This is a genomic window from Streptomyces sp. NPDC032472 (genome assembly GCF_040636955.1).
GTDB lineage: Bacteria > Actinomycetota > Actinomycetes > Streptomycetales > Streptomycetaceae > Streptomyces.
Map to the genome: position 1 here is coordinate 1 of NZ_JBEZVK010000062.1, position 24,008 is coordinate 24,008.

Consider the following 24,008-nt stretch of genomic DNA (forward strand, 5'->3'; position numbering starts at 1 on the left):
GCTTCCTGGAACGTGCCGCCGCACTCACCCCCGACCCGAAGGAGCGGGCGCGGCGCGCCCTGGCAGCCGCAGCGGCCCACCTCGCGGCGGGCGTGTCGGCGCGGGTGCCCGACCTGCTCGCCGCCGCGGAGTTGGGGCCGTTGGACCCGCTGCAGAAGGCCAACGCCAGCCGGTTGCGGGCCAAGGCGTCGTCCATGACCGACCCGGGGCTCGGCGCGGTGCAGCCGTTGCTCGACGCGGCAGGCCGGCTCAGAGGCCTCGACCCGGCCGCCGCGCGGGAGACCTACCTCGCGGCGTTCGGCGCGGCCATCTGGGCCGGCCGCCACGACGCGAGCGGACTGCGGCGGGTGGCCGAGGCGGCTCGCGACCTGCCGCCCGGCGACGAGACGGCGGGAGTCTTCCTCCGAGCCCTGGTCACGTGGACCACGGACGGGCCGGCCGCCGCATTCCCGCTGCTCGCGCGGGCACTGCGCTCCCTCACCGACGGTGAGGATCCGGCCGTCCTGTGGCCGGCCGCGAACGCCGCCGTGGAGTTGGGCGATCTCCAGGCCTGGCTGGACGTCACCGACCGGGCGGTCCGCTTCGCCCGGACCACGGGCACGCTGTCGATCCTCTCGACGGCCCTGCCCTACCGTGCGGCCTCGCTGGGCTATGCGGGGCGCTTCTCCGAAGCCTGGGACCTGCTGGCCGAGGCCGCGGCGGTCGAGGAGGCCGCAGGCATGGCGACGCGCATGGTCACGACGACCCTGCTCAGCGCGTATCGGGGGCAGGAGCGACCGGCCCTGGAACTGATCGAGGCGCTGGAAAGGGACGGCGAGCAGCGCGGCCTGGGTCGGCTCACCGGCATGGCGGCGTGCGCACGGGCCGTGCTCCACAACGGCCTGGGCAACTATCCGCTAGCCATGGAGGCGGCTCTCCGGGGCGCGGAGTACCAGGACCTCGTCGTGCACCTCTGGACGTGCAGCGAGTTGGTCGAGGCCGCGACCCGGGCCGGCCACCCGGCCGTGGCGGCCCGGGCGCGCGAGCGGCTGGTCGACTGGGGCCGGGCCGGCACGCCCTGGGCCCTCGGTGCGCAGGCGGTCGCCGACGCCCTGACCGGAGCACCTGAGCAGGCCGAAGACCGCTACCGCGAGGCCGTCGACCACTTCGGCCGGGGCGGGCTCGGCACGTTCGAGGCGCGGACCCGCCTGCTGTTCGGCGAGTGGCTGCGCCGCCAGAACCGGCGGGCCCAGGCCCGCAGCGAGCTGCGCGCGGCGCACGAGGCGGCTGCGGCAATGGGCATGGAGGCGTTCGCCGAGCGGGCCCGGCGCGAGCTGCTCGCCACCGGGGAGACCGTCCGCAAACGGACCCTCGGCGCGCAAGTCTTGACCCCCCAGGAGGCCCAGATAGCCCGACTCGCGGCCGCCGGGCGTCCGAACGCGGAGATCGGCGCGCAGTTGTTCCTCAGCCCTCGCACGGTCGAGTGGCACCTGCGCAAGGTCTTCGCCAAGTTGGCGATCTCCTCCCGCCGCGAGATCGAAGGCGCCCTCTGCGCACGATGACCGCCTCACGCACTTGCCGGTCGGCGACCGACACGGTCGGCTTCGAGGTCGAAGGTGAGGCACCGGAAGACCGGGGTGTCGTCCGGCCAGGCGAACGACAGGTTGGAGACGACGACCGGGGAGTGTGACATGACTGCACCCTGAGGAAAGCCTGGGGAGCGACACGCTGGATCGCAGGCGGGGTGAACGGGATGGCGAAGCGGCACCGGGCGGCGATCGTCGAGCGGAGCGCCCTCGGGGCCCGTGTCTGACGACGGGTCAGCGGGTGGCGCGGGCGGCCTTCTCGATGACTCCGGCAACCAGGCCGGGGTGGGACACCGCGACGGAGTGGGAGGCGGCCACCTCGGTGATGTGGGCGCGGGCACGCCCGGCCATGAACCGCTGCGCCGCGGCCGGGATGTTGAGGTCCTGGGTCGTGACGATGTCCCAGCTGGGGACGGTCTCCCATGCGGCGGCGGTGGCCTTCTCCGTCAGCGCGGCCTGCGCGATCGGCCGCTGCGCCGCGGCCGCCGCAGCGGCCCGGTCGGCCGGGACGTCGGCGGCGAACTGGGCCCGGAACCTGTCCTGCCGGATGTACAGGTCGGTGCCGGTGCCGCCGTCGGCGTGGGTGAAGGGCACCGGGTCCAGCGCGGCGGACAGGGTGGAGCCGGGGAACCGTTCGGTCAGCTGCAGCGCGGACTCGCCCGGCGCGGGCAGGAAAGCGGCGACGTAGACGAGGGCCCTGACCCGCGGTTCACCGACGGCGGCCTCGCTGATGACCGAGCCGCCATAGGAGTGGCCGACGAGTACGACGGGGCCCTTGACGTGGTCGACGAGGCTGCGCAGCGCGGCGGCGTCGGAGGCCGGGCCGCGCAGCGGGTTGGCGGCGGCCACGACCGGGTAGCCGTCGTGGCGAAGCCTGGCGATGACGCCGTCCCAGCTGGACCCGTCGGCGAATGCGCCGTGCTCCAGCACGATGGTCGGCTTCTGGGCCCGGTCAGCAGCCGAGTCCCGGGGTGCGGCGTTCGCGGGGCCGACGACGGCGAGCGCGCCGATGGCCGCTGCCGAGCCCAGGGCAGCGGCACTGGCGAGGTACCGGCGCTTGCGGCCGTTCTGAGTGCTGGACATGGAAGATCACGCTCCAAGGGATCCGGACGGTGCAGGGGATGCAGCGGTCCCCACTGTCGTCTCGGTTCCTCCCGCGCACATCGGTCATGTGACTGCAGGCTTCCGGCTTCTTCCGGTGTCCCGGCTGGAGACGGCCCCGGTGAGGGCGCCGTCCCGCCGTCCCGGGCCCTCCGACGCGGTCACAGGCCCAGATCCACCGCCAGACAGGAGAACACCACCCCCATACGGTCGGGGTCGTAGGCGTCGACCGCCCGGTCCTTCGGCACAGCCGCCCTCTCCTCGACCATGTCCTCGAAGGGGACACGGTCCGGGAGCGACCCGAACCGGGCCTTTCGGATGTCCGCCGCTTCCGCCGCTTCCTCGTGCGTGCCGGGATCGTTCACTTCCGCACCTCCGTGTGGTCGATGCCCTTGCGGGTCACAGACGGTCGGCGTCCACCACTGCCTGGGCGAACGCCGTCGGCGCCTCCTGCGGCGCGTTGTGGCCGATGTCGGGGAGCACGCGGTGCTCGTAGGCGCCGGCGAAGAACCTCCGGTACCCCGTGCCGTCGGTCGAGGCCAGGAACGGGTCGAGCGCGGGGTCCAGGGTGATGGCCGGCACCGTGATGACCGGCCGGGCCGCGAGCAGCTGCTCGTGGCGGTCGTAGCGGCGCTCGCCGTCGGCCAGGCCCAGGCGCCAGCGGTAGTTGTGGACCACGATGGCGGCGTAGTCGGGGTTCTCGAACGCGGCGGCCGTGCGCTCGAAGGCGGCGTCGCCGAAGTCCCAGCTCGGGGAGACCTCCTCCCACACCAGTCGGCACAGGTCGTGCCGGTTCTGCCTGGTCTCCATGGCGGCGCGGCCGCGGTCGGTGGCGAAGTAGTACTGGTACCACCAGGTGTGCTCGGCCTTCGGCGGCAGCGGATGCCGCTGCGAAGGGACGTGGGTGATGAGGTAGCCGCTCACCGGCACCAGGGCCTTGACCCGCTCCGGCCACAGCGCCGCAATGACGCCGGCGGTCCGCGAACCCCAGTCGAAGCCGGCCAGCACCGCCTTGTGGATCTTCAGGGCGTCCATCAGGGCGATGATGTCGACGGCGATCGCGGACTGCTGCGCGTTGCGGACCGTCGTCGGCAATACGAAGGTGGTGGTGCCGTGTCCCCGCAGGTACGGCACGATCACCCGGTAGCCGGCGTCCGCGAGAAGCGGCGCCACGTCCACGAAGCTGTGGATGTCGTAGGGCCAGCCGTGTAGGCAGATGACCACGGGCCCGTGCTTCGGCCCGGCCTCGGCGTAGCCGATGTCGAGCACGCCGGCCCGGACTCGTTTCAGGTCGGTGAAGGCGGTGTGGGTGCCCGGGGCGATGGCCGGGATGACCGGGGCCGGGCGGCCGGGCCGGTCGGATCCGGCCGCCGACGCGGCCTGCGCGTTCGATGACGAGCCGGCCGACACGGCCGTGGCGGCCACCCCGAGACCGACCGCCTTGGTGAATGCACGCCTGTTGATCATTCCTGTTCCTCCCCGGAGGCTCGCTGGCTCCTCCACTCTTCTTCGGCCACCGGTCGGACGCATCAGTCACATGGCGTCGAGACACTCGAAGACCCCCGAACGACGCGTCCGCCTTGGCGCGTTCAGTCATCCGACTGTTCCCGCGGGCTACGGCCCGGCGATCCTCGACGGCGTCCGGGCAGTGGCCTGACCGGACCGCCCGCCGGCGTCAGGCATGCGAAGCCTCCTCGGTCCGGCTGAGTGCGTCGCGCAGCGCCGCCCGGGTCGTGATGCCCAGTTTGGGAAAGACGCGGTACAGGTGTGAGCCGACGGTACGCGGCGACAGGTGCACCCGCTTGCCGATCTCCTTGTTCGTCAGGCCGCTCGCGGCCAGGTCCGCAATGCGACGTTCCTGCCAGGTCAGCGACGCCAGGTTCAACGCCGAGGCGCGGGGCGGGGTCCCGGTCGCGCGCAGTTCCGCCCGCGCCCTCTCCGTCCAGCCGGCCGCCCCCAGTCGCTCGAACGCCTCGGCGGCCGGGAGCAGGTGTTGCCGCGCCGCCGACCGGCCCTGGACGTGGCGCACCCGAATGCCGTGCGCAAGCCGGATCCGGGCCAGCTCGAAGGGGAAGCTGGCGGCATCCGGGTGGGATGCGGCCCGCGCGAACATCTCGGCAGCCTCCCGCTCGTCTTCGGCGGTCATCGCCAACGCGCCGTAGGTGATCAGACCCAGGCGCGGCGACACGGCCGGCAGACCGGCGTCGCGGGCGGCCAAGGCATGCGCCCGGGCCTGCTCGACGCGTCCGGTGTGCTGGGCGGCCTCGACGAGATCGAGGAGCGTACGCGAGGCCTGGTACGCGTACGGCCGGAACGTCCCCGGCTGCGTGATGCCGATGGCGTAGAGGTATGCCGCCTCGTAGTCGCCGGAGCTCAGCGCGGCGGTCGCACCGGCGGAGTCGGCGACCTGGGTCAGGAACCCCAGACCGCGTGGGCGGGCCCAGGCGTCCACCTCGGCCTGCAGGTCCCGCGCCAGCCCCGCCTGCCCGCGCAGCGCGGCCAACTGGGCCAGGTACGCCCGGCTCTGGACGGCGAACAGGTTGTGGCCGTGCCCGGCCGCCAGGTCCAGGCCGCGCTGTCCGGTCTTCTCGGCCTCGGCCCATTCGCCGACCGCCATCTGGTCGAGCATGATCAGGTGCAGCATGACCATGCCGGTGGCCACGGCCCCGGTCTCCAGTTCGCGGTCCACTACGCGCTGCAGGTGGGGGCGGTACAGGCTCAGGACGTCGAGGTGGTAGGCGGCTGCGCCTAACCGCGTGACGTCCCAGGGCTCCAGATCCGGCAGACTCCCGGCGGCTTCCCGTACCGGCTCGGCCCAGTCGGCCCCGTACCTGGTCACGTCACTCCAGGCCCCGCTGTAGAGACGCGCGCGTTCGGTGACAAGGCCGCCCAAGGAGGCGAGGAGTTCGTGCGTGCTCTCCCAGGCGGCGCAGTCACCCCTGTACTGACTGATCGCCAGGAGGAGGGTCACCAGCCGGGTGAGGACCTCCTTGGGTTCGGCTCTGCCGACCGTCGAGCTGGCGGCCGTCCCGCCGTCCCGCAGCCTTTCGATCGCCGCCGAAACCTGTCGGTGGGTGGAGCGGACGTCCCCGTCCTGGTAGAGGGCCTGGTAAGCGGTCGCCAGCACCGAGGCCGGCGACCGCGTCGAACCGGGTGCGAGGTCCGCTCGGACCAGCTGGTGCGCCTGCCCGAGGCGGGCGGCGTGACCGGCGACGAACGCGGCGTCGGCCAGCCGCCGGGACCGGTCGGTGTGGTTCTCGCTGAGCTCGGCGGCCCGGGTCAGCCAGTTCACGGCCGCCAGCGCGCCGCCGCGCCGGGTCGCGGACTCCGCCGCCGCCTCCAGGACGCCGGCGACCTCCTCGTCGGGATCGACCGTTGCCGCTGCCAGGTGCGTCGCCCGGCGTTCGAGGTTGTCCCGGTGCACCTGCGCCAAAGCCAGATGGGCGGCGCGGCGCTGGTTCGGAGTGGCCATCTGCACGACGGCGGAACGCACGAGCGGGTGGCGGAAGACGACCTCGCCGGTGCCCGCCCCCACATCCAGCAGCCCGGCGGCCACTGCCGCGTCGGAGTCGCGCATGCCGTAGCGCGTGCCGGGGACGTCGGCGCCGCTGCTCGGGGCCCCGGCGCCGTCGAGCGCGCCCATCAGCAGCTCGGCCCGCACCTTCTCGTCGAGCCCTGCGATGCGGGCGCCGAACAGCCGTTGCAGCCGTCGGGTCAGTGGCACGCCGTGCTGACCGATGACGTCTTCGTCCGGAAGGTCGCCGGACCGGTCGGCCACGTGGGCGGGCAGCTCCAGCAAGGCCAGCGGGTTGCCCTGGGCCTGCTCCAGGACGATGCGGCGCAGCCGTCGGCCCAGGTCCGGGTACCGGTGGTCCAGCAGGCGTGCCGCGTCCTCGTCGGAGAGGGCGGCGATCGGCAGTTCGGGCAGTGCTGCGGTGTCGAAGCGCGACGTGATGTCGGTGCGGACGGCGACCAGCAGCTTCACCGCGCTGCCGGCCAGGCGTCGGCCCACGAAGCCGCAGACGTCGGCACTGGAGTCGTCAAGCCATTGCCCGTCGTCGAGGACCATGAGCAGGGGCCGCCGAGCGGCGGAGCGGGACAGCAGGTTGAGCACGGCGATGCCGAGCGCCATGACCGACGGCGGGCCGCCCTGCACTCCGCCGAACAGGGCGTCGAACACCGCCCGGGTCCCGTCGTCCGGCCCCGCGAGGTCGGGGAGCAGCGGATGAAGGAACTGGTGCAGCCCGGCGTAGGGCAGCGCGGACTCCGCCTCGACTCCGGCGGCCCGGATGACGAGGTGGCCCTCCTGCTCCGCCAGCGCCGCGGCGCGGCCGAGCAGCGAACTCTTGCCGACGCCGGCCTCCCCCCGCAGGACGAGGGCCTGACCCGTGGCGGACTTCACGAACGCCACGAGCTCCGCCTGTTCGTCCTCGCGGCCCACCATCGCCGTGGTGATCGACTTCATGCGCATCCTCTCCGTGCCTGGTACTGATCTCACCGCGCGGCACAGCACACAGGGGTTGCCGCGCGCCGCTGCGGCACCGGCGTCCCGCACGCGGGCCGCACCGGACCGGGCAGCACCGCGTCCACGGCGAACCAGGGCCCAGTGCCGCCGCCGGCAGATCCCTCATCACGTGTCAGCCCCTTCGCCCGAGGGATGCCGGTCAGCCTCCGCTGATCACGATCCCGCGGCGGCGGCCCCGTCGAGCCGGTGGCGAACCCTGGCCCGTACCCGGGCCGGGGGCACCAGTGCCGACAGACGGCAGGGCGGAGCCGGCGACGCCACCACCCCGGAACGGTCAGCTGGGCCGCCTGCCGAGGGCGAGTGGGCGCCGATACCATCGCCTGGTCGCGGAGGGAAAGTGAGTCGACGCCAGCATGACTGACGAAGCAAGAAGGGAGACCGTCGACGGATTTCCCGGCCGGGCGCGCGAAGTGGCGATCCTGCGCGCGATGCTGGCGGGCGAAGGTGCCGGCTGGTGCGTCGCGATCACCGGCGAGCCGGGGATCGGCAAGAGCCGGCTGCTGACGGAGCTGGGCAAGCTCGCGGGCACAGCAGGATGGACGGTCCGCAGCGCACGCGGGGCGGAGTTCGAGTCCCACATCCCGTTCGGTGTGTTCGTCAACGCGCTGGACGACCGGCTCGCCGAGCTGGGTCCAGAGCGCCTCGCCCCCCTCGGGCAACAGCAGCTCGCACTTCTCGCGACCGTGTTCCCGGCGATTTCCGCCGCCGGCCCCGCCGACCTGGTCGATGCGGAGCGTTACCGGCTACACCGGGCGGTTCGGGCGTTGCTGGAGCTGGTTGCCGAGCCGTCCGGGCTGGTGCTCGTCTTCGACGATCTGCACTGGGCGGACGAGGGTTCGGTCGAGCTCCTCGACCACCTCTTGCGCCACCCGCCCCAGGCGCGGCTGCTCTTGGCATTGGCAGGCAGGCCCCGGCAGACGTCGCTGCGGCTGTGGCACGCGCTGTCCCGCGCCGCGACCGACGGCGTGGTCGAGCTGCTGGAACTCGGGCCGCTGAGCCAAGCCGATGCCGGCCACGTCATGCCGGAAGGTCTGGGCCGTTCCCGGCGGGAAGAGCTCTACCAGGCCAGTGGAGGAAACCCGTTCTACCTGGAAGCCCTGGCGCGGGCCGGTGAGCGGGGTATCGCCGTGGGTGATGCGGCGCTCCACCCCGACGGGGCGATCCCGGTGGCGGTCCACGCGGTGCTCGCCGCCGAGTTGGCCGCGTTGACCCCGCAAGAACGGGTCGTCGCGCACGCCGCCGCCGTCGTGGGTGACGACTTCGAGGCTGATTCGCTCGCCGAAACGGCGGAAATGGACGCCGGGTCCGTGCTCGCCGCGCTCGACCGGCTCGCCGAGCGCGACCTGGTCCGGCTGGACGGCGCGACCGGCCGGTTCCGGTACCGGCATCCGCTGGTGCGCAGCGTCGCCTACCAGGACGCCGGCCCCGGCTGGCGGCTCCAGGCACACCGCCGGGCCGCGTCGGCGCTCCGGAGCCGGGGCGCGCCGCCGGCCGAGTTCGCCCGGCACGTGGAGCGATCCGCCGTCCGCGGTGACCTCGAGGCGGTGGCGGCGCTCACCGAGGCGGCCGAGGCGACGATGCACACGACGCCGGCGACCGCCGGGCACTTCCTGCGGGCGGCCATCCGGTTGCTCCCCGACTCGGATTCGGCCACGCCGCAGCGCCTGATCCTGCTCGGCCGGCTGGCACAGGTACTCGGCGCCACGGGCGACCTGCGGCAGGCCAGGGAAACCATGCACGAGGTGCTTCGACTCCTGCCGGCCGAACTCACCCAGATCCGGGCACAGACAGCGCGGGCCTGTGCGACGGTGGAGCAGATCCTCGGGCGCTACACCGAGGCCAGGGCGATGCTGCACAGCGAGTGGAAACGCGTCGAAGGTGTCGACGCCCACTCGGCGGCCGTCCTGCTCGTCGCGCTCGTTGCCGGTGAAAGTGTCGAACGCGAGCACGGACATGACCGGGTGGCCGAGGCGATCGCCGCCGCACGGAAAGTCGGGGATCCGATGCTGCTGGCGACGGCGTTGTCGGCCGCAACGCTTATTGACCGGCGGGCAGACCGGCTGGACGAGGCGGCCGTACTCCTGGACGCGCTGCCCGACAGCGACCTGGTCCGCGACATCGATGCGGCGTTCTGGCTGAGCTGGTCGGAAGTCTCCGCCGACCGGCTCACGGCGGCAAGCCGGCACATGAGCCGCGGCCTGCAACTGGCTCGCGCGAGCAGACAGTCCCACAAGATCGCGCTGCTGACCACGATCCGCGGCATGGTGCATGCCTACCTCGGCGAGCTGGCGGCGGCAACGACCTGCTTCGACGACAGCCTGGAGTCGGCGGAACTCACCGGCAGCGAGGAGCTGCGCGTCATGGCGTTGACCTTCGGGTGCTGGATCACCACCTGGCGCGGTGACCTGTCCGAGGCGGTCCGTCTGGGCAAGGAGGCCGTCGTCGCCGACGACCAGGTGACGGCCATGAGTTCCTGGCGCAGTGGACAGGCCGAGGCGATGCTGGCGCAGGCAATGCTGCACTCGGGTGATCCGCACGCGTGCATCGAGCTGCTGCTCACCAGTGGCGGTGGGGCCGAGCTGCCCGCGGTGGGCCTCCGCACCAGGCCATTGGTGTACCTGATACTCACGGAGGCGGAGGTCGCGGCCGGCCGGGTTGCCGCGGCCGCGGCATGGGCCGGACGAGCGGAGGTCGCGGCCGGTCAGCTCGAGCTTCCGCTGCGCACCGCCATCGCCCAGCAGGCCCGCGCGATCGCCACGCTGCCAACGGATCCGGCGGCAGCCGCACCGCTCGCTGTCGCCGCTGCCGGCATGTTCGGCCGGATCGGGGTGGCCGTGGAGGCCGGGCGGGCGCACTTGCTCGCCGCGGCGGCGTTCGGCCGCGTCGGGGCGATCGACCAGGCCCGCGCGCACCTCGTGTCCGCCCGCGCGTTGTTCACCCGGTGTGACGCGCAACTGTTCCTGCCGCAGGTCGCGCGCGAGGAGCGGCGCCTGAATGCGCGCGGCCCCCGGCCCGAAAGCGGAGCCGAGCGGCTCGACTTGACCGCCCGTGAGGTCGAGATCGTCAACCTGGTCTCGGACGGGCTGACCAACCGGGACATCGGCCTCCGGCTGCATTTGAGTCCCAAGACCATCGAAGTCCACCTGGGCCGGGTCTACGCGAAGGTCGGCGTCTCCGGCCGTGCTGCACTGGCCGGCCTGTGGGCCGCCGCGGCGCGTGATTGAGGACACCACGGCGGCCGACAACTCATTCGCCGAGGTCTCGTACGTACAGGTTGGGCTTCCGGCTGGTGCCGTCACCGCCCAGGTTCGTCGCGCTGGTCGTGAAGGCGACGTGGTGGCCGTCGGCCGAAATCGAGGGGCTGTAGCTGTACCCGTCGCTCTGCGAGCCGTCATGGGCGACACTGACCCTGGTCGTGGTGGCGGTCACCCGGTCGCGCACGAACACGTCCCAGCTTGAGTTGGTGTCGCCGGTCACCAGCTTGCCCTCGCCGGACACGAACGCGATGTAGCGGCCGTCGGCGGAGAGCGTCGGCCGCTCCTGGCCGGGGGTTCCGCCGTCGCTCAAGCCATCGGGGCCAAGGTTCACCTGCGTCGTCGTCCGGGTCACCCGGTCGTACAGGAAGATGTCGGTGTCGATCGAACCGCCGGTGTCGCCCGCCACCAGATTCGACGCCGTGGATTCGAACGCGACGTAGCGGCCGTCGGCCGAGATGGTCGCCGTGCGACTGGCGGAATTGCCTTCGTTGCCGTCGGGACCGACGCTGATCCGGTCGGTGCGTCCGGTCAGCTGATCGTGCACGAACACGTCGTCCGCTCGGTTGTTGTCGGGGAACAGGGACAGTGTCTTCGCACCGGAGGAGAAGGCGACGTAACGCCCGTCTGCCGAAATCGACGGCAGTTGGCTGATGCCGTCGCCCTGGCGACCGTTCGAATCGACGCTGGCCCTGGTCGTCTCACCGGTCTGCCGGTCGCGTACGAAGACATCGTGGAGGTCGTTGGTGTCGCCGGGCACCAGGTTCGACGCGGGAGAGTCGAGCGCGACGAACCGGCCGTCGGCGGAGATCGACGGATGGAAACTCTCGCTGTCGCTCTGCTCGCCGTGGCTTCCGACGCTGACCCTGGTCGTCTCACCGGTCTGCAGGTCGTGCACGAAAGTGTCGCGGTAGCGGTTGGTGTCACCGGCCACCAGGTTCGTCGCGGAGGACTCGAACGTGACGTAGCGGCCGTCGGCGGAGATCGACGGATTCCGGCTCGCGTTGTCGGCCTGGTTGCCCGCGGAGTCGACGCTGACCCTGGTGATGACGCCGGTCTGCCGGTCGCGCACGAACACGTCGCTCGCCCGGTTGGTGTCGCCGGCCACCAGATCCCTTGCCGGCGAAGTGAAAGCCACGTAGCGGCCGTCGGCGGAGATCGACGGCGCACCGTCGGCGGCGTTGCTGATCGGTGCAGTGCCTGCCGGCCCCGGTCCGGCATCCGTGGCATGCGCGACGCCGCCCGGCAGCAGCACCGCGACGATTCCCGACGCGAGCACTGCGCGCCCTGCGTTGCGGATTACGGAGAGACGTCTCATGGGTGTCCTTCTGTTCGGTTCGCCGCCGAGGCAGCCTGTTGCCCGGTTCAGCGTGCCGTGTCGGACCGGCCGAAGCATGAGGGAACCCCCTACACCTTCGCTTCGGCGTCGCGTTCTGCGCGCCGCGCGTGGGGGCCTTGCACGGCGCATGTGCCGTACGACGATGACGGACACGCCTGAGCAGACCCACGCGTTCGGCATCGGCCGCTTCACACTCGACGACCGGCTGCGCCTGCTTCGGACCCTTCAGTCGTTTCGGCGGACGGCGGCCCCGGAACCCTCGGGCGGCCGCGGATGTACGCGAAGTTCCCCGCGCAGAAGCTGATGCGGACCGTGGGCACGTCTGGTAGAGGTAAACCCAGCGCAGGTGTTCCAAGGACGATGAGGAAGGAGCGGTCGGGGGTGGACGCTCTTCAGCCGCAGGCCGTCATGTGCTCCTACTGCAAGGCGCGCCCCGCTGCCGGTGCCGTGCGCACTCTCGAGGCCTGGGAAGGACGCCTGACGGTCACCTGGCACGACAAGAGGTGCCCGCACCACCTGGCCGACCGGGTGCTGGCAGGCAAAGAGCCCTGACCGCCGGGCTGAGCCGACGGCCATGGGCCGGCAACGGGCCGCGACGCCGGCGCTGCGGGTTCCTGCGGCTGGCCTCGTTGCTCGCGCAGGAGCCGATGCCGCTCGGCCGGCCTCCGTTGACTTCCGGCCGGCCTGCACCGTGGGTACGGGCCAGACCATGCGCACAGGCCGGTACGGCGGGTCGCACCCCGTCGTACCGGCCCGTGCGCGGTCGGTGCGTGGCCGTCAGCAAGGGACCCCGGAGACGGTGGACGTCGGAGCGGTGACATTCACGAACTCGACGGAGCTGCCGGTGCTCACCATGTACGTGATGGTCTGGTGCTCCACGGCCAGTCGGCTCCGCGCTGGGAACGGTATGGGCGGGTGACGGGCTGTCGGGTCCCCACGACGATGACCTGCGCCATGTTGTACGCGTCGCCGTAGCCGCCGCCGCTCCGGTTGATCTCCGACGACATGGTCCAGCCGCAACCGCCCGCGTAGTCCGAGTCGGGCCAGTAGCCGATGCCGCAGTCGCCGTCCGCGACGGCCAGGTTCGGGGCCACCGCGGCGGGCACGAGGGTGGCGAGCGAGGCGCCCCGACGACATCGCCGCGCTCAGCCCGCACCCCAGAGACAACGTGCTGCACTTCGGCGACCACGACACCGCCACCCTCCACATCCCGCCCGGCCCCTACGACAGCGCGCTTCGCCTTCCAGCGGACGGCCTCTGACGATGTTCTCCTCCAAGGGTCCGGCCAGGGCGAGCCGAAATCCTGTGGAGCCCGCCTGCCTGGCGTGGAATGATCTTGGGCGACTGCTGAAGGAAGGGAAGGGCGAAGAGGTGTACGTCCCGTCATCCGCACGAGCTCTCGATGATGACGAGCGTGAGCTCGTGGAGCTGGCACGCCGCACCATAGACGCGCATACCGACGCCGGGCCCGATGAAGAGGGGATCCACACGGTGGGCGCCGCGGTCATGGCCGCCGACTACCGGATGTTCGCCGGCGTGAACCTCTACCACTTCACCGGCGGGCCCTGCGCCGAACTCGTGGCTCTGGGAGCTGCGCGGGCCCAGGGCGCCCGCCATATGCGCTGCATTGTCGCCGTGGGAAACCACGGGCGCGGGGTCATCGGCCCGTGCGGGCGCGATCGGCAGGTCTTCGTGGACTATTACCCCACCATGCGCGTCATCGTGCCCACCCCCGCAGGGCTCAGGTCCGTGCTCGCCGCCGACCTGATGCCGCTCGCTCAACGATGGACCCCGGAGGCGGGCATGAACGGTCTCGACCCATCGCTCTACCAAGACCCCGAGACGGCCGGTCCCCCGATCATTCGGTTCAACCCCCGCTACCTCGACGTCGTCCGCTCCGGCGCCAAGACCAAGACCACCCGCTTCCGGGACCCGGCGCAGCTCGGCCCGGCAAGACTGGTATTCGAGAGCGACCCGGAAGTCGTCCTGTCGGCAGAGGTGACCGGCATCAGGCACTGCCTGGTCAGCGACCTCACCAACCAGGACGCCCAAGCTGAAGGGCTGACGACCGCAGCCGAACTCCGGGAAGCCCTCAAGGGCCACTACCCAGATCTGGCGGGAACCGACGAAGTCGACGTCATCACCTTCCAGACCAACGACGAGAAGGGCGCCGCTTGAGCCGCGGATGCGCCGACGACGGCTGGGCCGTGAGGTGACGAGGAACGCTCAGGAGACCAAGATCATCCCGTGACCCTTCGGCTTACCTCGGCTGGACCACGAATATTGATGGCATCGGTCGTCCATCTACCCCGCCGCTTCGGGCAGCCGTCGGCTGCTGCGGGGTTCTGGTCTGTGGGCTTCCGGGGGTTCGGATGGGTCATGGGCTGTCTTGGCCGCGGAAGGTGCGCCGGTACGTGTCCGGGGGCACTCCGACCGCGCGGCTGAAGTGTCGGCGCAGGGTGGTGGCCGTGCCCATGCCGGTGTGCACGGCGATCCGTTCGACGGGCGTGTCGGTGGTCTCCAGGAGTTCCTGCGCCCGCCTGATGCGCTGAGCGTGCAGCCAGCGCAGCGGCGTCAGGCCGGTGCTCTGGTGGAATAGCCGCGTCAGGTGCCGGGTACTCATGCCCGCGCGGTCGGCCAGGTCCTGTACGGTCAACGGCTGGTGCAGCCGGTCGAGGGCCCAGTCCTGCAGGTCGGCGAATCCGTCACCGCTTCGAGCCGGGACGGGCGCGGCGATGTACTGGGCCTGGCCGCCGGCGCGGTGCGGCGGCACGACCAGGATGCGGGCGAGCGCGTTGGCAACTGCGGTGCCGTGGTCGAGGCGCACCAGGTGGAGACTGAGGTCGAGGGCGGCGGCCTTGCCCGCGGCGGTGAGGAGCTGCCCGTCGTGGGTGTAGAGGACATCGGCGTTGACGCGCACTTGCGGGTAGCGCTCTGCGAGCCGGGCCGCGTGCCACCAGTGTGTGGCGGCCTCGCGCCCGTCCAGCAGTCCGGCGGCGGCGAGGACGAACGAGCCGGTGCACAGCGACGCGATACGGGCGCCGCGCCGGTAGGCGTCACGGAGCGCCTCCAGCAGGTCTTCGGGCGGATCGGCCTCGATGTCGTCGCAGGACGGCACGATCACGGTGTCGGCGTGGGCGAGTACGTCGAGCCCGTGCGGGGTGTCGACGCGCAGCAGGCCGCCCAGCCGGGCGTCCTGCGGTCCGCAGACCGCGAACTCGTACCAGGGGTCGGCCAAGTGCGGGCGGTCCACGCCGAAGATCTCCAGGGCGATGGCCGCCTCGAAGAGCATCGCCCCGTCGTACACGGGCATCACCACCAAAGTCATGTCCGAAAGTGTACGGGTGGCGTCCTTTCCGACACTCGTGCGAGCGGCCTGTTGATCCCAGGATCGATGCCATGAACACGAACACACCGCAGCAGACTGTCGCGATCTTCGGCGCCTACGGCCACACGGCCCGCTTCCTCATCGAAGAGTTCCACGAGCGCGGCTTCGGTCTCTCCCTCGGCGGCCGCAATCCGGAACGCATGACCGCCCTGGCCGAGGTCCACCCCTACGCCCGCACCCATGTCGCCACCGTCGACGACCCCGGATCCCTGGAAGCGCTGGTGGCGGGCGCCGCGCTGGTGGTCAACGCCGCGGGCCCGTTCGGCGACACCACCGGACCGCTGATCGAGGCTGCGCTGCGCGCCGGCATCCACTACATCGACATCACCGGCGAGCAACCGGTCACCCGCCACAGCTTCGAGACCTACCGGGACCGGCTGGCGGGGAGCGGTCTGCTGTTCCTGCCCGCGTTGGGCTTCTTCGGGGGTCTGCCGGACCTGCTGGCCACCGTGGCGATGGGCGACTGGGCGGCCGCGGACGACATCTCCGTGGCGTTCGCGCTCGACAGCTGGCACCCGACGGCCGGCACCCGCAAGGCAGGGGCGCGCAGCGCGGGCAAGCGGGTGACGGTGAGCGGCGGTCGGCTGGTGCCGTTCGACGACAACCAGGACGTTCCGGCGGACTGGGACTTCCCCGCGCCGGCGGGTACGCAGCCGGTGCGTGCGCTGGGGACGGCCGACCAGGTCACCATCTCGCGGCACCTCAAGGCCCCCGAGGTCCGGGCGTTCATGAACGAGGCGCCGCTGGCCGACCTGCGGGACCCGGGCACTCCGGCGCCCACCGCCGTGTCCGAGGACGGCCGTTCGGCGCAGTCGTGGCTGATCGACGTCGTGGTGACGCGCGGGGCCGAGCGCCGCGCCGCGTCCGCGGTCGGTCGGGACATCTACGCGGTGACCGCGCCGGTGGTCGCCGAGGCGGCCGTCCGGATCCTCGCGGGCCGGACACTGCCGAGCGGTACTGCCTCCGGGATGCGCGCCCCGGGGGAGGTCTTCGACGCCGAGGACTTCCTCTCGTCGGTCGCCGACATCACGTGGTCACGGCGCTGACCGACACCTCCCTTCAGGCCGCGCGTGCCATCAGTGTTGAGCTGGTGCCGGCGATCATCCGGCAGGGGCTTGCCAGTCCGCCGTGGGACCGGCCCCAGCTGACTGGGCAAACCCGGGAGGGGGGAGCCTGGGCAAGCCGCCCTGCACAGCCTGACGTGCGGTTCGACCGATCACGGGAGACGGAGCGGTCACGCCCTGCGCCGACCGGTCACGGGACCGCAAGGCGGGACGCTCCCCCCGAGGTCGTGGCACCACCGTGCCGGCGGCGGTAGTCCGGAGACAGCCGGAGCCACCTCGCAGGCCGTGGACCGACGTCACGCAACACCGAGGAGCCATGGACAGTGCAACCACGGGTGCAGACCGGGCCTTCGCGCCCTCGGAGTCTGCAGTAGGACAGGGCTCTACTTCGCTGTCGTCACACGTACTTCCAGCGCCAGCCTCCGGTCCCCGATCGCACGCCGCTGGGGCACTCGGCCTTCTGGTACTCAAATCGCCAGACGCTCGTGTGCTTGCTGCCGTCGGCACAGGTGATCCAGACCCGCAGGTACGCTCCGGTGCCCGCGCACTTGACGTGGTACCGCCTGGCTCCTCCGGGGCCGGCATTGTCGTACCACTTGCTGCAGGCGGACGCTGCTGCCCGGGACACCGACTCAGGCGTGGCCGCCGTCGCCGGCGCCGCGGCAGCCACGGTGGTCGCGCACAGCACAGCTGCCGTCGCAATCCCCGTTGCGATTCGTTAACCGACGAGCCTTTAAGGGTTTGGATGCGCGACCGGGTGACGGGTGCCGCCCCCGCTGCTCTTCCGGATGCGGGGCGCTACGGCGTCGGGCCGTCCGTTACGCACTCGCGATGCCCGCCCACACACCAGCGTCAGGACCGGTCCACTCCCGTTGCGCGGGAGGGCGGCTGTTCCGGCACGCGGCCGGTTGACCGAAGGCCTGCGGGCGCTCCGTGAGGAAGCCGCGGTGCTGCGCGCGGAATGCTCCTGCGGCTGGGCCGGTACCGAGCAGACCGTCGAATGGACAGCCGTCACCGTAGACGTTCCTTTCCCCCCGGCGAAGGCCGGCCCCCGGGCACGGGATGCCCCCGCTCACAGCCCTGCCGGAAGGGCGACAACGCTGCCTCCCAAAGCCTGCTCCCCGCCGGAGGTAGCGCCAACCTCCGTTGGCCGACATCGCGCGCCGCGTCCCGGCTCGTTGCGCTGGCGTGGAGGACGGCCGAGGCCAGGCGCTTCGCTTGCCCCAGACGCGGTCGGCTGGCGCTACGGGGCGCGGCAGCTGCGCCGCGCGCTGCGGTGTGCGTCGAGGGCTGCTTTGCCGCTTGGGGTGCCGTGCGAGCCGTAAGCGTAGCCTGCGCGCATGGTGGTGGGGGACCAGGTGGTGCGGGGAATGGCGTCGCCTCGTAGGCTGCCAGCCATGACCGAGATCCAGACTCCGACGCCCCGTGACGCCTTCGACCTGCTGATATCCGGCAACCAGCGCTTCGTCGCGGGCACTCCTGAGCACCCGAACCAGGACGCCGTCCGCCGTACCGAGACCGCGCCGTCCCAGCGGCCGTTCGCCGTGCTGTTCGGCTGCTCCGATTCCCGCCTGGCCGCCGAGATCATCTTCGACCGCGGTCTGGGCGACCTGTTCGTGGTCCGCACCGCCGGGCACGTCGCCGGTACCGAGGTGCTGGGGTCCATCGAGTTCGGCGTGAGCGTCCTGAACGCGCCGCTGGTCGTCGTCCTGGGCCACGACTCGTGCGGCGCGGTCGCCGCGGCCTGCTCCGCCCTCGAGGACGGCCGGACGCCGGGCGGCTTCGTCCGGGACGTGGTCGAACGGGTGACCCCGAGCGTGCTGGCTGCCCGCGCCGCGGGACGCGAGAGCGCCGAGGAGATACTGGCCGAGCACATCGAGCACACCGTGGACCTGCTGCTGGAGCGCTCCCGAGTCCTGGCCGAGGCCGTGGCCGCCGGCCGGCTCGGCGTGGTGGGGATGTCCTACCGCCTGGCCGACGGCAGCGCCCAGCTCGTCACCACCCGCGGCCTCGAAGCGGCGGCCACCGAGTCCTGACCGTCCGGCCTCGCGCCGGGGCCGGTTCACACGGCGGGGCGGGGGCCTGCGGCGCGGCGGAGCCGGTTGGCGATGGCGAGCCCCAGCCCCTCCTCGGCCGGCAGGGAGGCGACGATGAGGTCGCAGCCCTGCTGGTCGAGCCGGCGCAGGAAGCCGTACAGGCCGCGCGCGTAGGCGGCCGCCGAGGCGGGCAGGGCCACCACCGCGTGCGCCTTGACCGGGGTGCCGGCGGAGGCGGGCGGGAGGAGAACGCCGACCCGGTGCCCGAGCTCGTGGGCCAGCTCGGCTTCGGCGATGACCTTCTCCGGTGCGACGAGGACGACCCGCGCGCGGGGGGCGTAGTGGGACGGGTGCTGGCCGGGCACCCGGACGGTGCTCGTGGAAGGGACCGTCAGCCGATACCCGACCGCCGCTTCGAGGTCCTCGCGGGTGACCCCGCCGGGCCGCAGGATGGCCGGGATCTCGCCCGTGACGTCGACGATGGTCGACTCCACACCGACTTGGCAGGAACCGCCGTCCAGGACGAAGTCGACCGCGTCACCGAGCTCGGCACGGACGTGATCGGCCGTGGTGGGGCTCACCGATCCGAAGCGGTTGGCGGACGGAGCCGTGATGCCGCCGCCGAACGCCGACAGCAGCGCGAGCGCCACGGGGTGGTCGGGCACACGCACCGCCACCGTCTCCAGTCCGCCCGTCGCCTCCAGCGGCACTCGGCGACCACGCCGCAGCACCAGCGTCAGCGGCCCGGGCCAGAAGCGTTCGGCCAGCAGGCGCGCCGTCGTGGACACCTCCTCCACCCAGTCGTCCAGCTGCTCCGCGCCGCCGAGGTGGACGATCAGCGGATGGGAGGGCGGACGCCCCTTGACCTGGAAGATCCGCGAGACAGCGGCGGGATCCTCGGCGTTGGCGCCCAGACCGTAGACGGTCTCGGTCGGAAGGGCCACCAGGCCCCCGGCGCGCAGCACGCCGGCCGCCTTCTCGATGTCGTTGGTTGTTGCCATCACCCTTGCAATCCTTCCACTGTTCCGCTCACCCGCGGCCCGCTCTATGTGCCCGAGCATCGGTCCTCCGGTCGGTTTCAGGGACTCAGCCCAGACCATCCGGTTGGAGCCGACCGCGGTTCCGTTGCCGCCACGTCCGTACGGGCAGGCACCGTGAGGAGCCGTGCCCGGCCCTGGGCGCGCGGTGGCACCGCCGAAGTGTCGCAGCTCCGTTGGAGAGCTGCTTCGTCGGCCCGCGATGCGGTGTGCAACGACTGGCGGCGCAGTGCGTTGTTCACCGCCGCCGGCGCCCTCGCGGCCGTCGCCGGACGAAGTGGCTCCAGTGGGTGCCAGGCCGCCGCAATGGTGACGTCGGCCGGGACCATCAGCTTGCAATTCATGGTCCGGAGTCGAACGCGGCTCGAACCTGGTCGGCGTTTTTGCAGTTCAGCGACATGTAGGCGGCCTTCGCGTGATCCTCTGCTCCGTCACAGAGTGGATCAGCGCGAAGCCGTGGCCGTGAGTCTGGGGCACCGGGGCGCTCCCCGGGATACGTTCACGGAAGTATCACGCTTCCGGTCGGAGCTGTACGTGTGTCTGACTTCGCGGGGCGACGCGTTGCTCTGCACGCACGGGCCGGTGGGGACGCTGGTCGACCTCGCGCTCACACCCGAACACCGCCGTGGGCACGGCGCTCTGTACGGCAGGCTGAACCGGGGCCGGATCGACGTCGCCCGGCCCGGGGGCAACGGGCGTCTCCACGAGAGTCGCGCCGAGCTGTGCGGAGACAGTGCCTGCCTGCGCGGCGACAGTGCCCGCCTGAGAGGGGGTGACGCCCGTCGGCCCCGGCGACCCGCTGACCCAATGGGTGCCGAGGACGGTGGCGCTGTAGTCGTCGTGGCTCATCGGATCTGGCACCTGGAGATCGTCAGGTAGGCCGTCGCGGCTCCGCTGCTCGCCGGGGGAGTCGTGGTGGCCCGCACGTGCCAGTAGCAGCCCTGCCCCGCGAAGGTGAGGGTCCTGGTATTCGCCGCGGTGGCGGAGGAGAACGTCGTGGAGCCCTCGGCCGCGCCCAGCGTGCCCGGGGAGCTGCTGCTGAACCACTCCAGCCGGACGGTCGCCGGACCGCTGGCGTCGACGGCCAGCGTCACCTGCGCCGCCGTGAAGCCGGTCTGCCGGAACGAGCTGACCCGCACCGCCTTCACGGTCACCGCAGGCGACGCCGGAGGCATGGTCGGCGGCTTCCCTGTCGGCGTGGGAGTCGCGGGCGTCGGGGTGGCCGGTGCGCCCGGGGTCGTCGTAGGAGACGAGGAAGCGGACGGGGAAGCCGAGGCGGAAGCCGCAGCGGACGGGCTCGCGGACGCCGACGACGACGGGGACCCGGACGGCGATCCCGACGGAGCGGCCGACCCGGTCGGACCCGTCCCCGGAGGGGCCGCGCTGGTCGTCGCGAACGCGCTCAGCTCCGTCGGCTCGCCCACCCGGTCGGTGGCCGACGCCTGCGTGAAGATCAGCAGCGCGCCCAGCACCAGCGCCACGCCGGCGCCCAGCCAGCCGCGCCGCCCGGGCGCCCACAGCGAGGTCGTGGCGAAGGCCGTGGTGGACGCCGGTGTCCCGGCCGCCGACGGGAACAGCAGCGGCAGCAGTGCGGCCAGTGCCGCGAGCTTGCGCTGCCCGCGCTCCTCCCAGTCCGGCCCGTACGCCGCGCAGGCGATGCTCTCCAGCTCCGCCACGAACGCCTCGGCGTTCTCCGGGCGTTCCTCGGGCCGCTTCGCCAAGCCCCGGCGGATCAGTGAACGCACCGGCTCGGGGGCCTCGGCGTCCGGGACCGGGGCCTCGATGTGCTGGAGCGCCAGCTCCGCGAAGTTGCCACCGCCGTAGGGCTTCCGCCCGGTCAGGCACTCGAAGAAGGTCGCCGTCGCCGCATACACATCGGCCGCCGGTGAGGCCGGCCGGCCCTGCCACTGCTCCGGCGCCATGTAGGCGGGCGTGCCCGCCACCCCGGGCGTGGTGTCGCGGCCCGCGGCGATGCCGAAGTCCACCAGCTTCGAGGAGCCGTCGGCCGCGACCAGCACGTTCTCCGGCTTGTAGTCGCGGTGCACGACCCCGGCCCGGTGCGCGGCCGCCAGGCCCAGCAGGGAGCCCTTGAGCACGACCAGCGCCGCCTCGGGGCCGGTCCGGCCCGACTGCTTGAGCAGCTCGCGCAGGGCGATGCCGTCCACCAGTTCCATCACGATGGCGGCGCCGTCCGGAGCCTCCACGTACTCGTAGAGCCCGACCACGTACGGCGAGTGCAGCGCCCCGAGCAGCCGAGCCTCCCCGCGGAACTCCCGCACGAACGCCGGATCGCTGCGGAGGCGGTCGCTGAGGTACTTCACCGCGACGGGAATTCCCGTCCCCTCGTGCACGGCGAGCACCACGCGGCCGCTGCCGCCCGAGCCGAGTTCTCTGGTCTCCGTGTAACCGGGGACCACCCATGCCTGCATTTCCCGTCCCCCCGTGTGGGCCACCACCCGACGGGACACGGCACGCGCCGTGGCCGGTTCCCGACCCTGCGAACGAGGGGTCGTTGATGTGGGTGTCGTAGTCGTAGAGCTGTGCCGCACTGCAACGTAAACCTGAACGCAGCGCCGAACAGTGCCCGGTCCGCAGCGGGGTCATGATAGGGCCCACCGGGAACGCCCAGTGCGGTGAGCCCCCGTTCCGGGATGCAGACAGTCGACCCGGCCGTCGTAGGGCGCTCGTCGATGATCCGGCCCGTGTTCGGGATCCAGCGGCGGTCTTGGGGGCCGTTGACCCTCCGCCGCCGGGCCGCGGGATCGCCATGTTGCCCTCCCCGGCGGGGACTCCTGGCCGGACTGTCACACCGAGGCGTTACAGTGTGCGCCGCGGTTGAGACGGCTGACCACCGTACTCGCGGGCAGGGCCCGCCGCATCACCCCCTTGACATGCCGTCAAGGGGGCACGGGGTCGCCGCCCGGCTGTTGCGGCGCGTCCCGTTCGGAATCAGGTAAACAGCCAGGAGAACCATGAGAAAGAGAGCGCGGAGAGCGAGCATTCTCGCCGCCGCCACCGCCGTCGCGGTCACGGGCACGTTCATGGCCGCACCGAGCGCCAGCGCGGGCACGTCCGAGATCGCGAACCCCGGCTTCGAGAGCGGCAACGCGTCCTGGAACGAGAAGGTGACCCCGTTCGCAGGGCACCCCATCAACAACGCCTCCGCGTGGCCGGCCCACTCGGGCACCGGCAAGGCGGAGCTGGGCGGCCAGGGCCTGACCGGCATGAGCCGCATCTCGCAGCAGGTCACGGTCCCGGCGTACCGGGTTCCGGTGCTGTCGTTCTGGGTGCGCAGCGACGTGGTCCATGCGGCTTCGGCGAGCAGCTTCGGCTTCCGTCAGCTGATCGTGGAGGCCACCGCGGAGGACGGCACGCCCTACGAGCTGCACGACCGCATGAACAAGGCAGGAACCGACGGTTCTTACGAGAAGGTGACGGTCACGCTGCCCGGCGCCTTCTACAGCTCGTCTCCGCAGAAGGTGAACATCAGCTTCACGGTGATCGAGGACGCGGCGAACCGGATGCCGTTCCTGATCGACGACGTGAGCATGGAGTACCGCTTCAAGGCGATCGACCGTCCGGTGGTCATTCCGGGCGGGATCTTCCGGCCCATCGGGGGCTGATCCCCCGCCGGGCAGGGCGGCGCGGTCCGTGTGCCAGCACGGTGACCGTGCCGCCGTCCGTCACCGGGATCCGGGCGGTCAGGTGGGCTGGGGATGGCCGAAGAGGAGGTCGTAGCCGGGTGGGAGCTGGAGCAGGATTTCGCGCATGAGGTCGTCTCCTGCCGCCGCGGCCACGGCGCTGAGGACCGCGCCGATGTCCCACAGAGCTGTCTTCTCGGTGGCGCCTTCGATCCAGGCCGCGGTCGCCCGGACGAAGCGTTCGGGTGAGAGCGGTTCGGCGGCCTGCAGTGGGTTGAGGAGGATCAGGGCGTACGTCTCGGGAAGACGGGCGGCGAGCTCGGCGCGCACGGTTCCCACCAGGTGTGCGCCCAGCAGGGCCAGGACCACACGGGCCGCTCGTTCGGCTTCCGCCTGGCTCCGGTACTCGCCGCGTTCCCGGACGTGGTCCACGAACGCCTCCTGGCGTATCGGCATCGCGTCACCTCCAGAGCAGGGGAGCTGCGGAGGACGGGGTGCCGGAGGGGCCGGTTTCCTCCGTCCTCCGCCGCTGGTACGGGGGTCGTTCAGCCGGAGATCTGCTTGCGGCCCGACTCGCCGCTGACGGCGATCTTGCGGGGCTTGGCGCGCTCGGCGATCGGGATCCGCAGGGTCAGGACCCCCGCGTCGTAGTCGGCTTCGATGTGCTCGGTGTCGAGGGTGTCGGCCAGCATGATCTGGCGGGAGAAGACACCGAGCGGCCGCTCGGAGAGCTCCATCTGCACGGTGTCGTCCTTGGCGGCCGGACGGCGCTCCGCCTTGACGGTCAGCATGTTCCGCTCGACGTCGATGTCGATCGCCTCGGTGCTCACTCCAGGGAGGTCGAAGGCGATCACGTACGCGTCGCCCTCCCGGTAGGCGTCCATGGGCATCACGGCCGGCTTCGACCAGGTTCCGGTCGTACCCGACAGCTGCTGGAAGAGCCGGTCCATCTCGCGGAACGGGTCGGTGCGCATCAACATCTCGAAAGACCTCCATGTGGTTCAGGCAGGAACTGCCAATGCGCTTCCACGTGCTCCCGTTGTAACATGTCGTCGAAA

General features: G+C 71.9%; 19 protein-coding genes and 1 pseudogene. 8 read left to right on the forward strand and 12 right to left on the reverse strand.

Features of this window, described 5'->3' with window-relative positions:
* The coding region (locus AB0F11_RS29895) for a helix-turn-helix transcriptional regulator (RefSeq protein ID WP_362180246.1) at positions 1 to 1,541 on the forward strand (1,541 nt) is incomplete at its 5' end.
* A 5-nt stretch (positions 1,542 to 1,546) separates the two neighbouring features.
* Here AB0F11_RS29895 and AB0F11_RS29900 read toward each other — a convergent pair.
* The 5 genes from AB0F11_RS29900 to AB0F11_RS29920 form a co-directional block, all read right to left on the reverse strand.
* Positions 1,547 to 1,672, reverse strand: coding sequence for a hypothetical protein (locus AB0F11_RS29900; protein ID WP_362180249.1), 126 nt, complete (start codon positions 1,670 to 1,672; stop codon positions 1,547 to 1,549).
* A 127-nt stretch (positions 1,673 to 1,799) separates the two neighbouring features.
* Entirely contained in the window at positions 1,800 to 2,648 is an 849-nt protein-coding gene (locus tag AB0F11_RS29905) for an alpha/beta hydrolase (RefSeq protein WP_362180252.1), read from the reverse strand.
* Positions 2,649 to 2,827: 179 nt separating this feature from the next.
* Entirely contained in the window at positions 2,828 to 3,031 is a 204-nt protein-coding gene (locus tag AB0F11_RS29910) for a hypothetical protein (RefSeq protein WP_362180255.1), read from the reverse strand.
* Positions 3,032 to 3,065: 34 nt separating this feature from the next.
* Complete coding sequence (locus AB0F11_RS29915) at positions 3,066 to 4,133, reverse strand: alpha/beta hydrolase (protein WP_362180258.1); 1,068 nt, start codon at positions 4,131 to 4,133, stop codon at positions 3,066 to 3,068.
* A 208-nt stretch (positions 4,134 to 4,341) separates the two neighbouring features.
* Entirely contained in the window at positions 4,342 to 7,131 is a 2,790-nt protein-coding gene (locus tag AB0F11_RS29920; protein ID WP_362180261.1) for an AAA family ATPase, read from the reverse strand.
* A 413-nt stretch (positions 7,132 to 7,544) separates the two neighbouring features.
* Here AB0F11_RS29920 and AB0F11_RS29925 point away from each other — a divergent pair, with 413 nt between their 5' ends.
* A complete protein-coding gene (locus AB0F11_RS29925; protein ID WP_362180264.1) occupies positions 7,545 to 10,415 on the forward strand; it encodes an AAA family ATPase in 2,871 nt (956 codons plus the stop codon).
* 22 nt (positions 10,416 to 10,437) lie between these two features.
* Here AB0F11_RS29925 and AB0F11_RS29930 read toward each other — a convergent pair whose 3' ends face one another.
* Positions 10,438 to 11,763: a hypothetical protein gene (locus AB0F11_RS29930; protein ID WP_362180267.1), complete on the reverse strand. Its 1,326-nt coding sequence runs from the start codon at positions 11,761 to 11,763 to the stop codon at positions 10,438 to 10,440.
* 402 nt (positions 11,764 to 12,165) lie between these two features.
* Here AB0F11_RS29930 and AB0F11_RS29935 point away from each other — a divergent pair, with 402 nt between their 5' ends.
* Positions 12,166 to 12,336, forward strand: a complete 171-nt coding sequence (locus tag AB0F11_RS29935) for a hypothetical protein (RefSeq protein ID WP_362180270.1) — start codon at positions 12,166 to 12,168, stop codon at positions 12,334 to 12,336.
* Between the two features lie 296 nt (positions 12,337 to 12,632).
* On the opposite strand, the gene AB0F11_RS29940 is transcribed toward AB0F11_RS29935, so the two are convergent.
* Positions 12,633 to 12,878 carry a hypothetical protein gene (locus tag AB0F11_RS29940; protein ID WP_362180273.1) on the reverse strand — a complete coding sequence of 82 codons (246 nt, stop codon included), beginning with the start codon at positions 12,876 to 12,878 and terminating at the stop codon, positions 12,633 to 12,635.
* A gap of 169 nt (positions 12,879 to 13,047) precedes the next feature.
* Between AB0F11_RS29940 and AB0F11_RS29945 the strand changes: the two genes are divergently transcribed.
* Complete coding sequence (locus tag AB0F11_RS29945) at positions 13,048 to 13,962, forward strand: ASCH domain-containing protein (RefSeq protein ID WP_362180275.1); 915 nt, start codon at positions 13,048 to 13,050, stop codon at positions 13,960 to 13,962.
* A gap of 199 nt (positions 13,963 to 14,161) precedes the next feature.
* Here the strand turns inward: AB0F11_RS29945 and AB0F11_RS29950 are convergent, their stop codons facing one another.
* Positions 14,162 to 15,112: a helix-turn-helix domain-containing protein gene (locus AB0F11_RS29950; protein ID WP_362180278.1), complete on the reverse strand. Its 951-nt coding sequence runs from the start codon at positions 15,110 to 15,112 to the stop codon at positions 14,162 to 14,164.
* 71 nt (positions 15,113 to 15,183) lie between these two features.
* Here AB0F11_RS29950 and AB0F11_RS29955 point away from each other — a divergent pair, with 71 nt between their 5' ends.
* Positions 15,184 to 16,218, forward strand: coding sequence for a saccharopine dehydrogenase NADP-binding domain-containing protein (locus AB0F11_RS29955; protein ID WP_362180281.1), 1,035 nt, complete (start codon positions 15,184 to 15,186; stop codon positions 16,216 to 16,218).
* A gap of 1,415 nt (positions 16,219 to 17,633) precedes the next feature.
* Positions 17,634 to 18,272 (forward strand): carbonic anhydrase, encoded by a 639-nt coding sequence (locus tag AB0F11_RS29960; protein ID WP_362180284.1) that lies wholly within the window; start codon positions 17,634 to 17,636, stop codon positions 18,270 to 18,272.
* A gap of 26 nt (positions 18,273 to 18,298) precedes the next feature.
* On the opposite strand, the gene AB0F11_RS29965 is transcribed toward AB0F11_RS29960, so the two are convergent.
* Complete coding sequence (locus AB0F11_RS29965) at positions 18,299 to 19,273, reverse strand: L-threonylcarbamoyladenylate synthase (RefSeq protein ID WP_362180287.1); 975 nt, start codon at positions 19,271 to 19,273, stop codon at positions 18,299 to 18,301.
* Positions 19,274 to 19,777: 504 nt separating this feature from the next.
* Here AB0F11_RS29965 and AB0F11_RS29970 point away from each other — a divergent pair.
* Positions 19,778 to 19,990: pseudogene (locus tag AB0F11_RS29970) on the forward strand (transposase); the annotation flags it as partial.
* Positions 19,991 to 20,154: 164 nt separating this feature from the next.
* On the opposite strand, the gene AB0F11_RS29975 reads toward AB0F11_RS29970, so the two are convergent.
* A complete protein-coding gene (locus AB0F11_RS29975; RefSeq protein ID WP_362180290.1) occupies positions 20,155 to 21,738 on the reverse strand; it encodes a serine/threonine-protein kinase in 1,584 nt (527 codons plus the stop codon).
* 543 nt (positions 21,739 to 22,281) lie between these two features.
* Here AB0F11_RS29975 and AB0F11_RS29980 point away from each other — a divergent pair.
* Positions 22,282 to 22,932: a hypothetical protein gene (locus AB0F11_RS29980; RefSeq protein ID WP_362180293.1), complete on the forward strand. Its 651-nt coding sequence runs from the start codon at positions 22,282 to 22,284 to the stop codon at positions 22,930 to 22,932.
* 78 nt (positions 22,933 to 23,010) lie between these two features.
* Here the strand turns inward: AB0F11_RS29980 and AB0F11_RS29985 are convergent, their stop codons facing one another.
* A complete protein-coding gene (locus AB0F11_RS29985; protein WP_362180296.1) occupies positions 23,011 to 23,406 on the reverse strand; it encodes a DUF2267 domain-containing protein in 396 nt (131 codons plus the stop codon).
* Between the two features lie 89 nt (positions 23,407 to 23,495).
* Positions 23,496 to 23,930, reverse strand: a complete 435-nt coding sequence (locus AB0F11_RS29990; protein ID WP_362180299.1) for an Hsp20/alpha crystallin family protein — start codon at positions 23,928 to 23,930, stop codon at positions 23,496 to 23,498.
* Positions 23,931 to 24,008 lie beyond the last annotated feature (78 nt).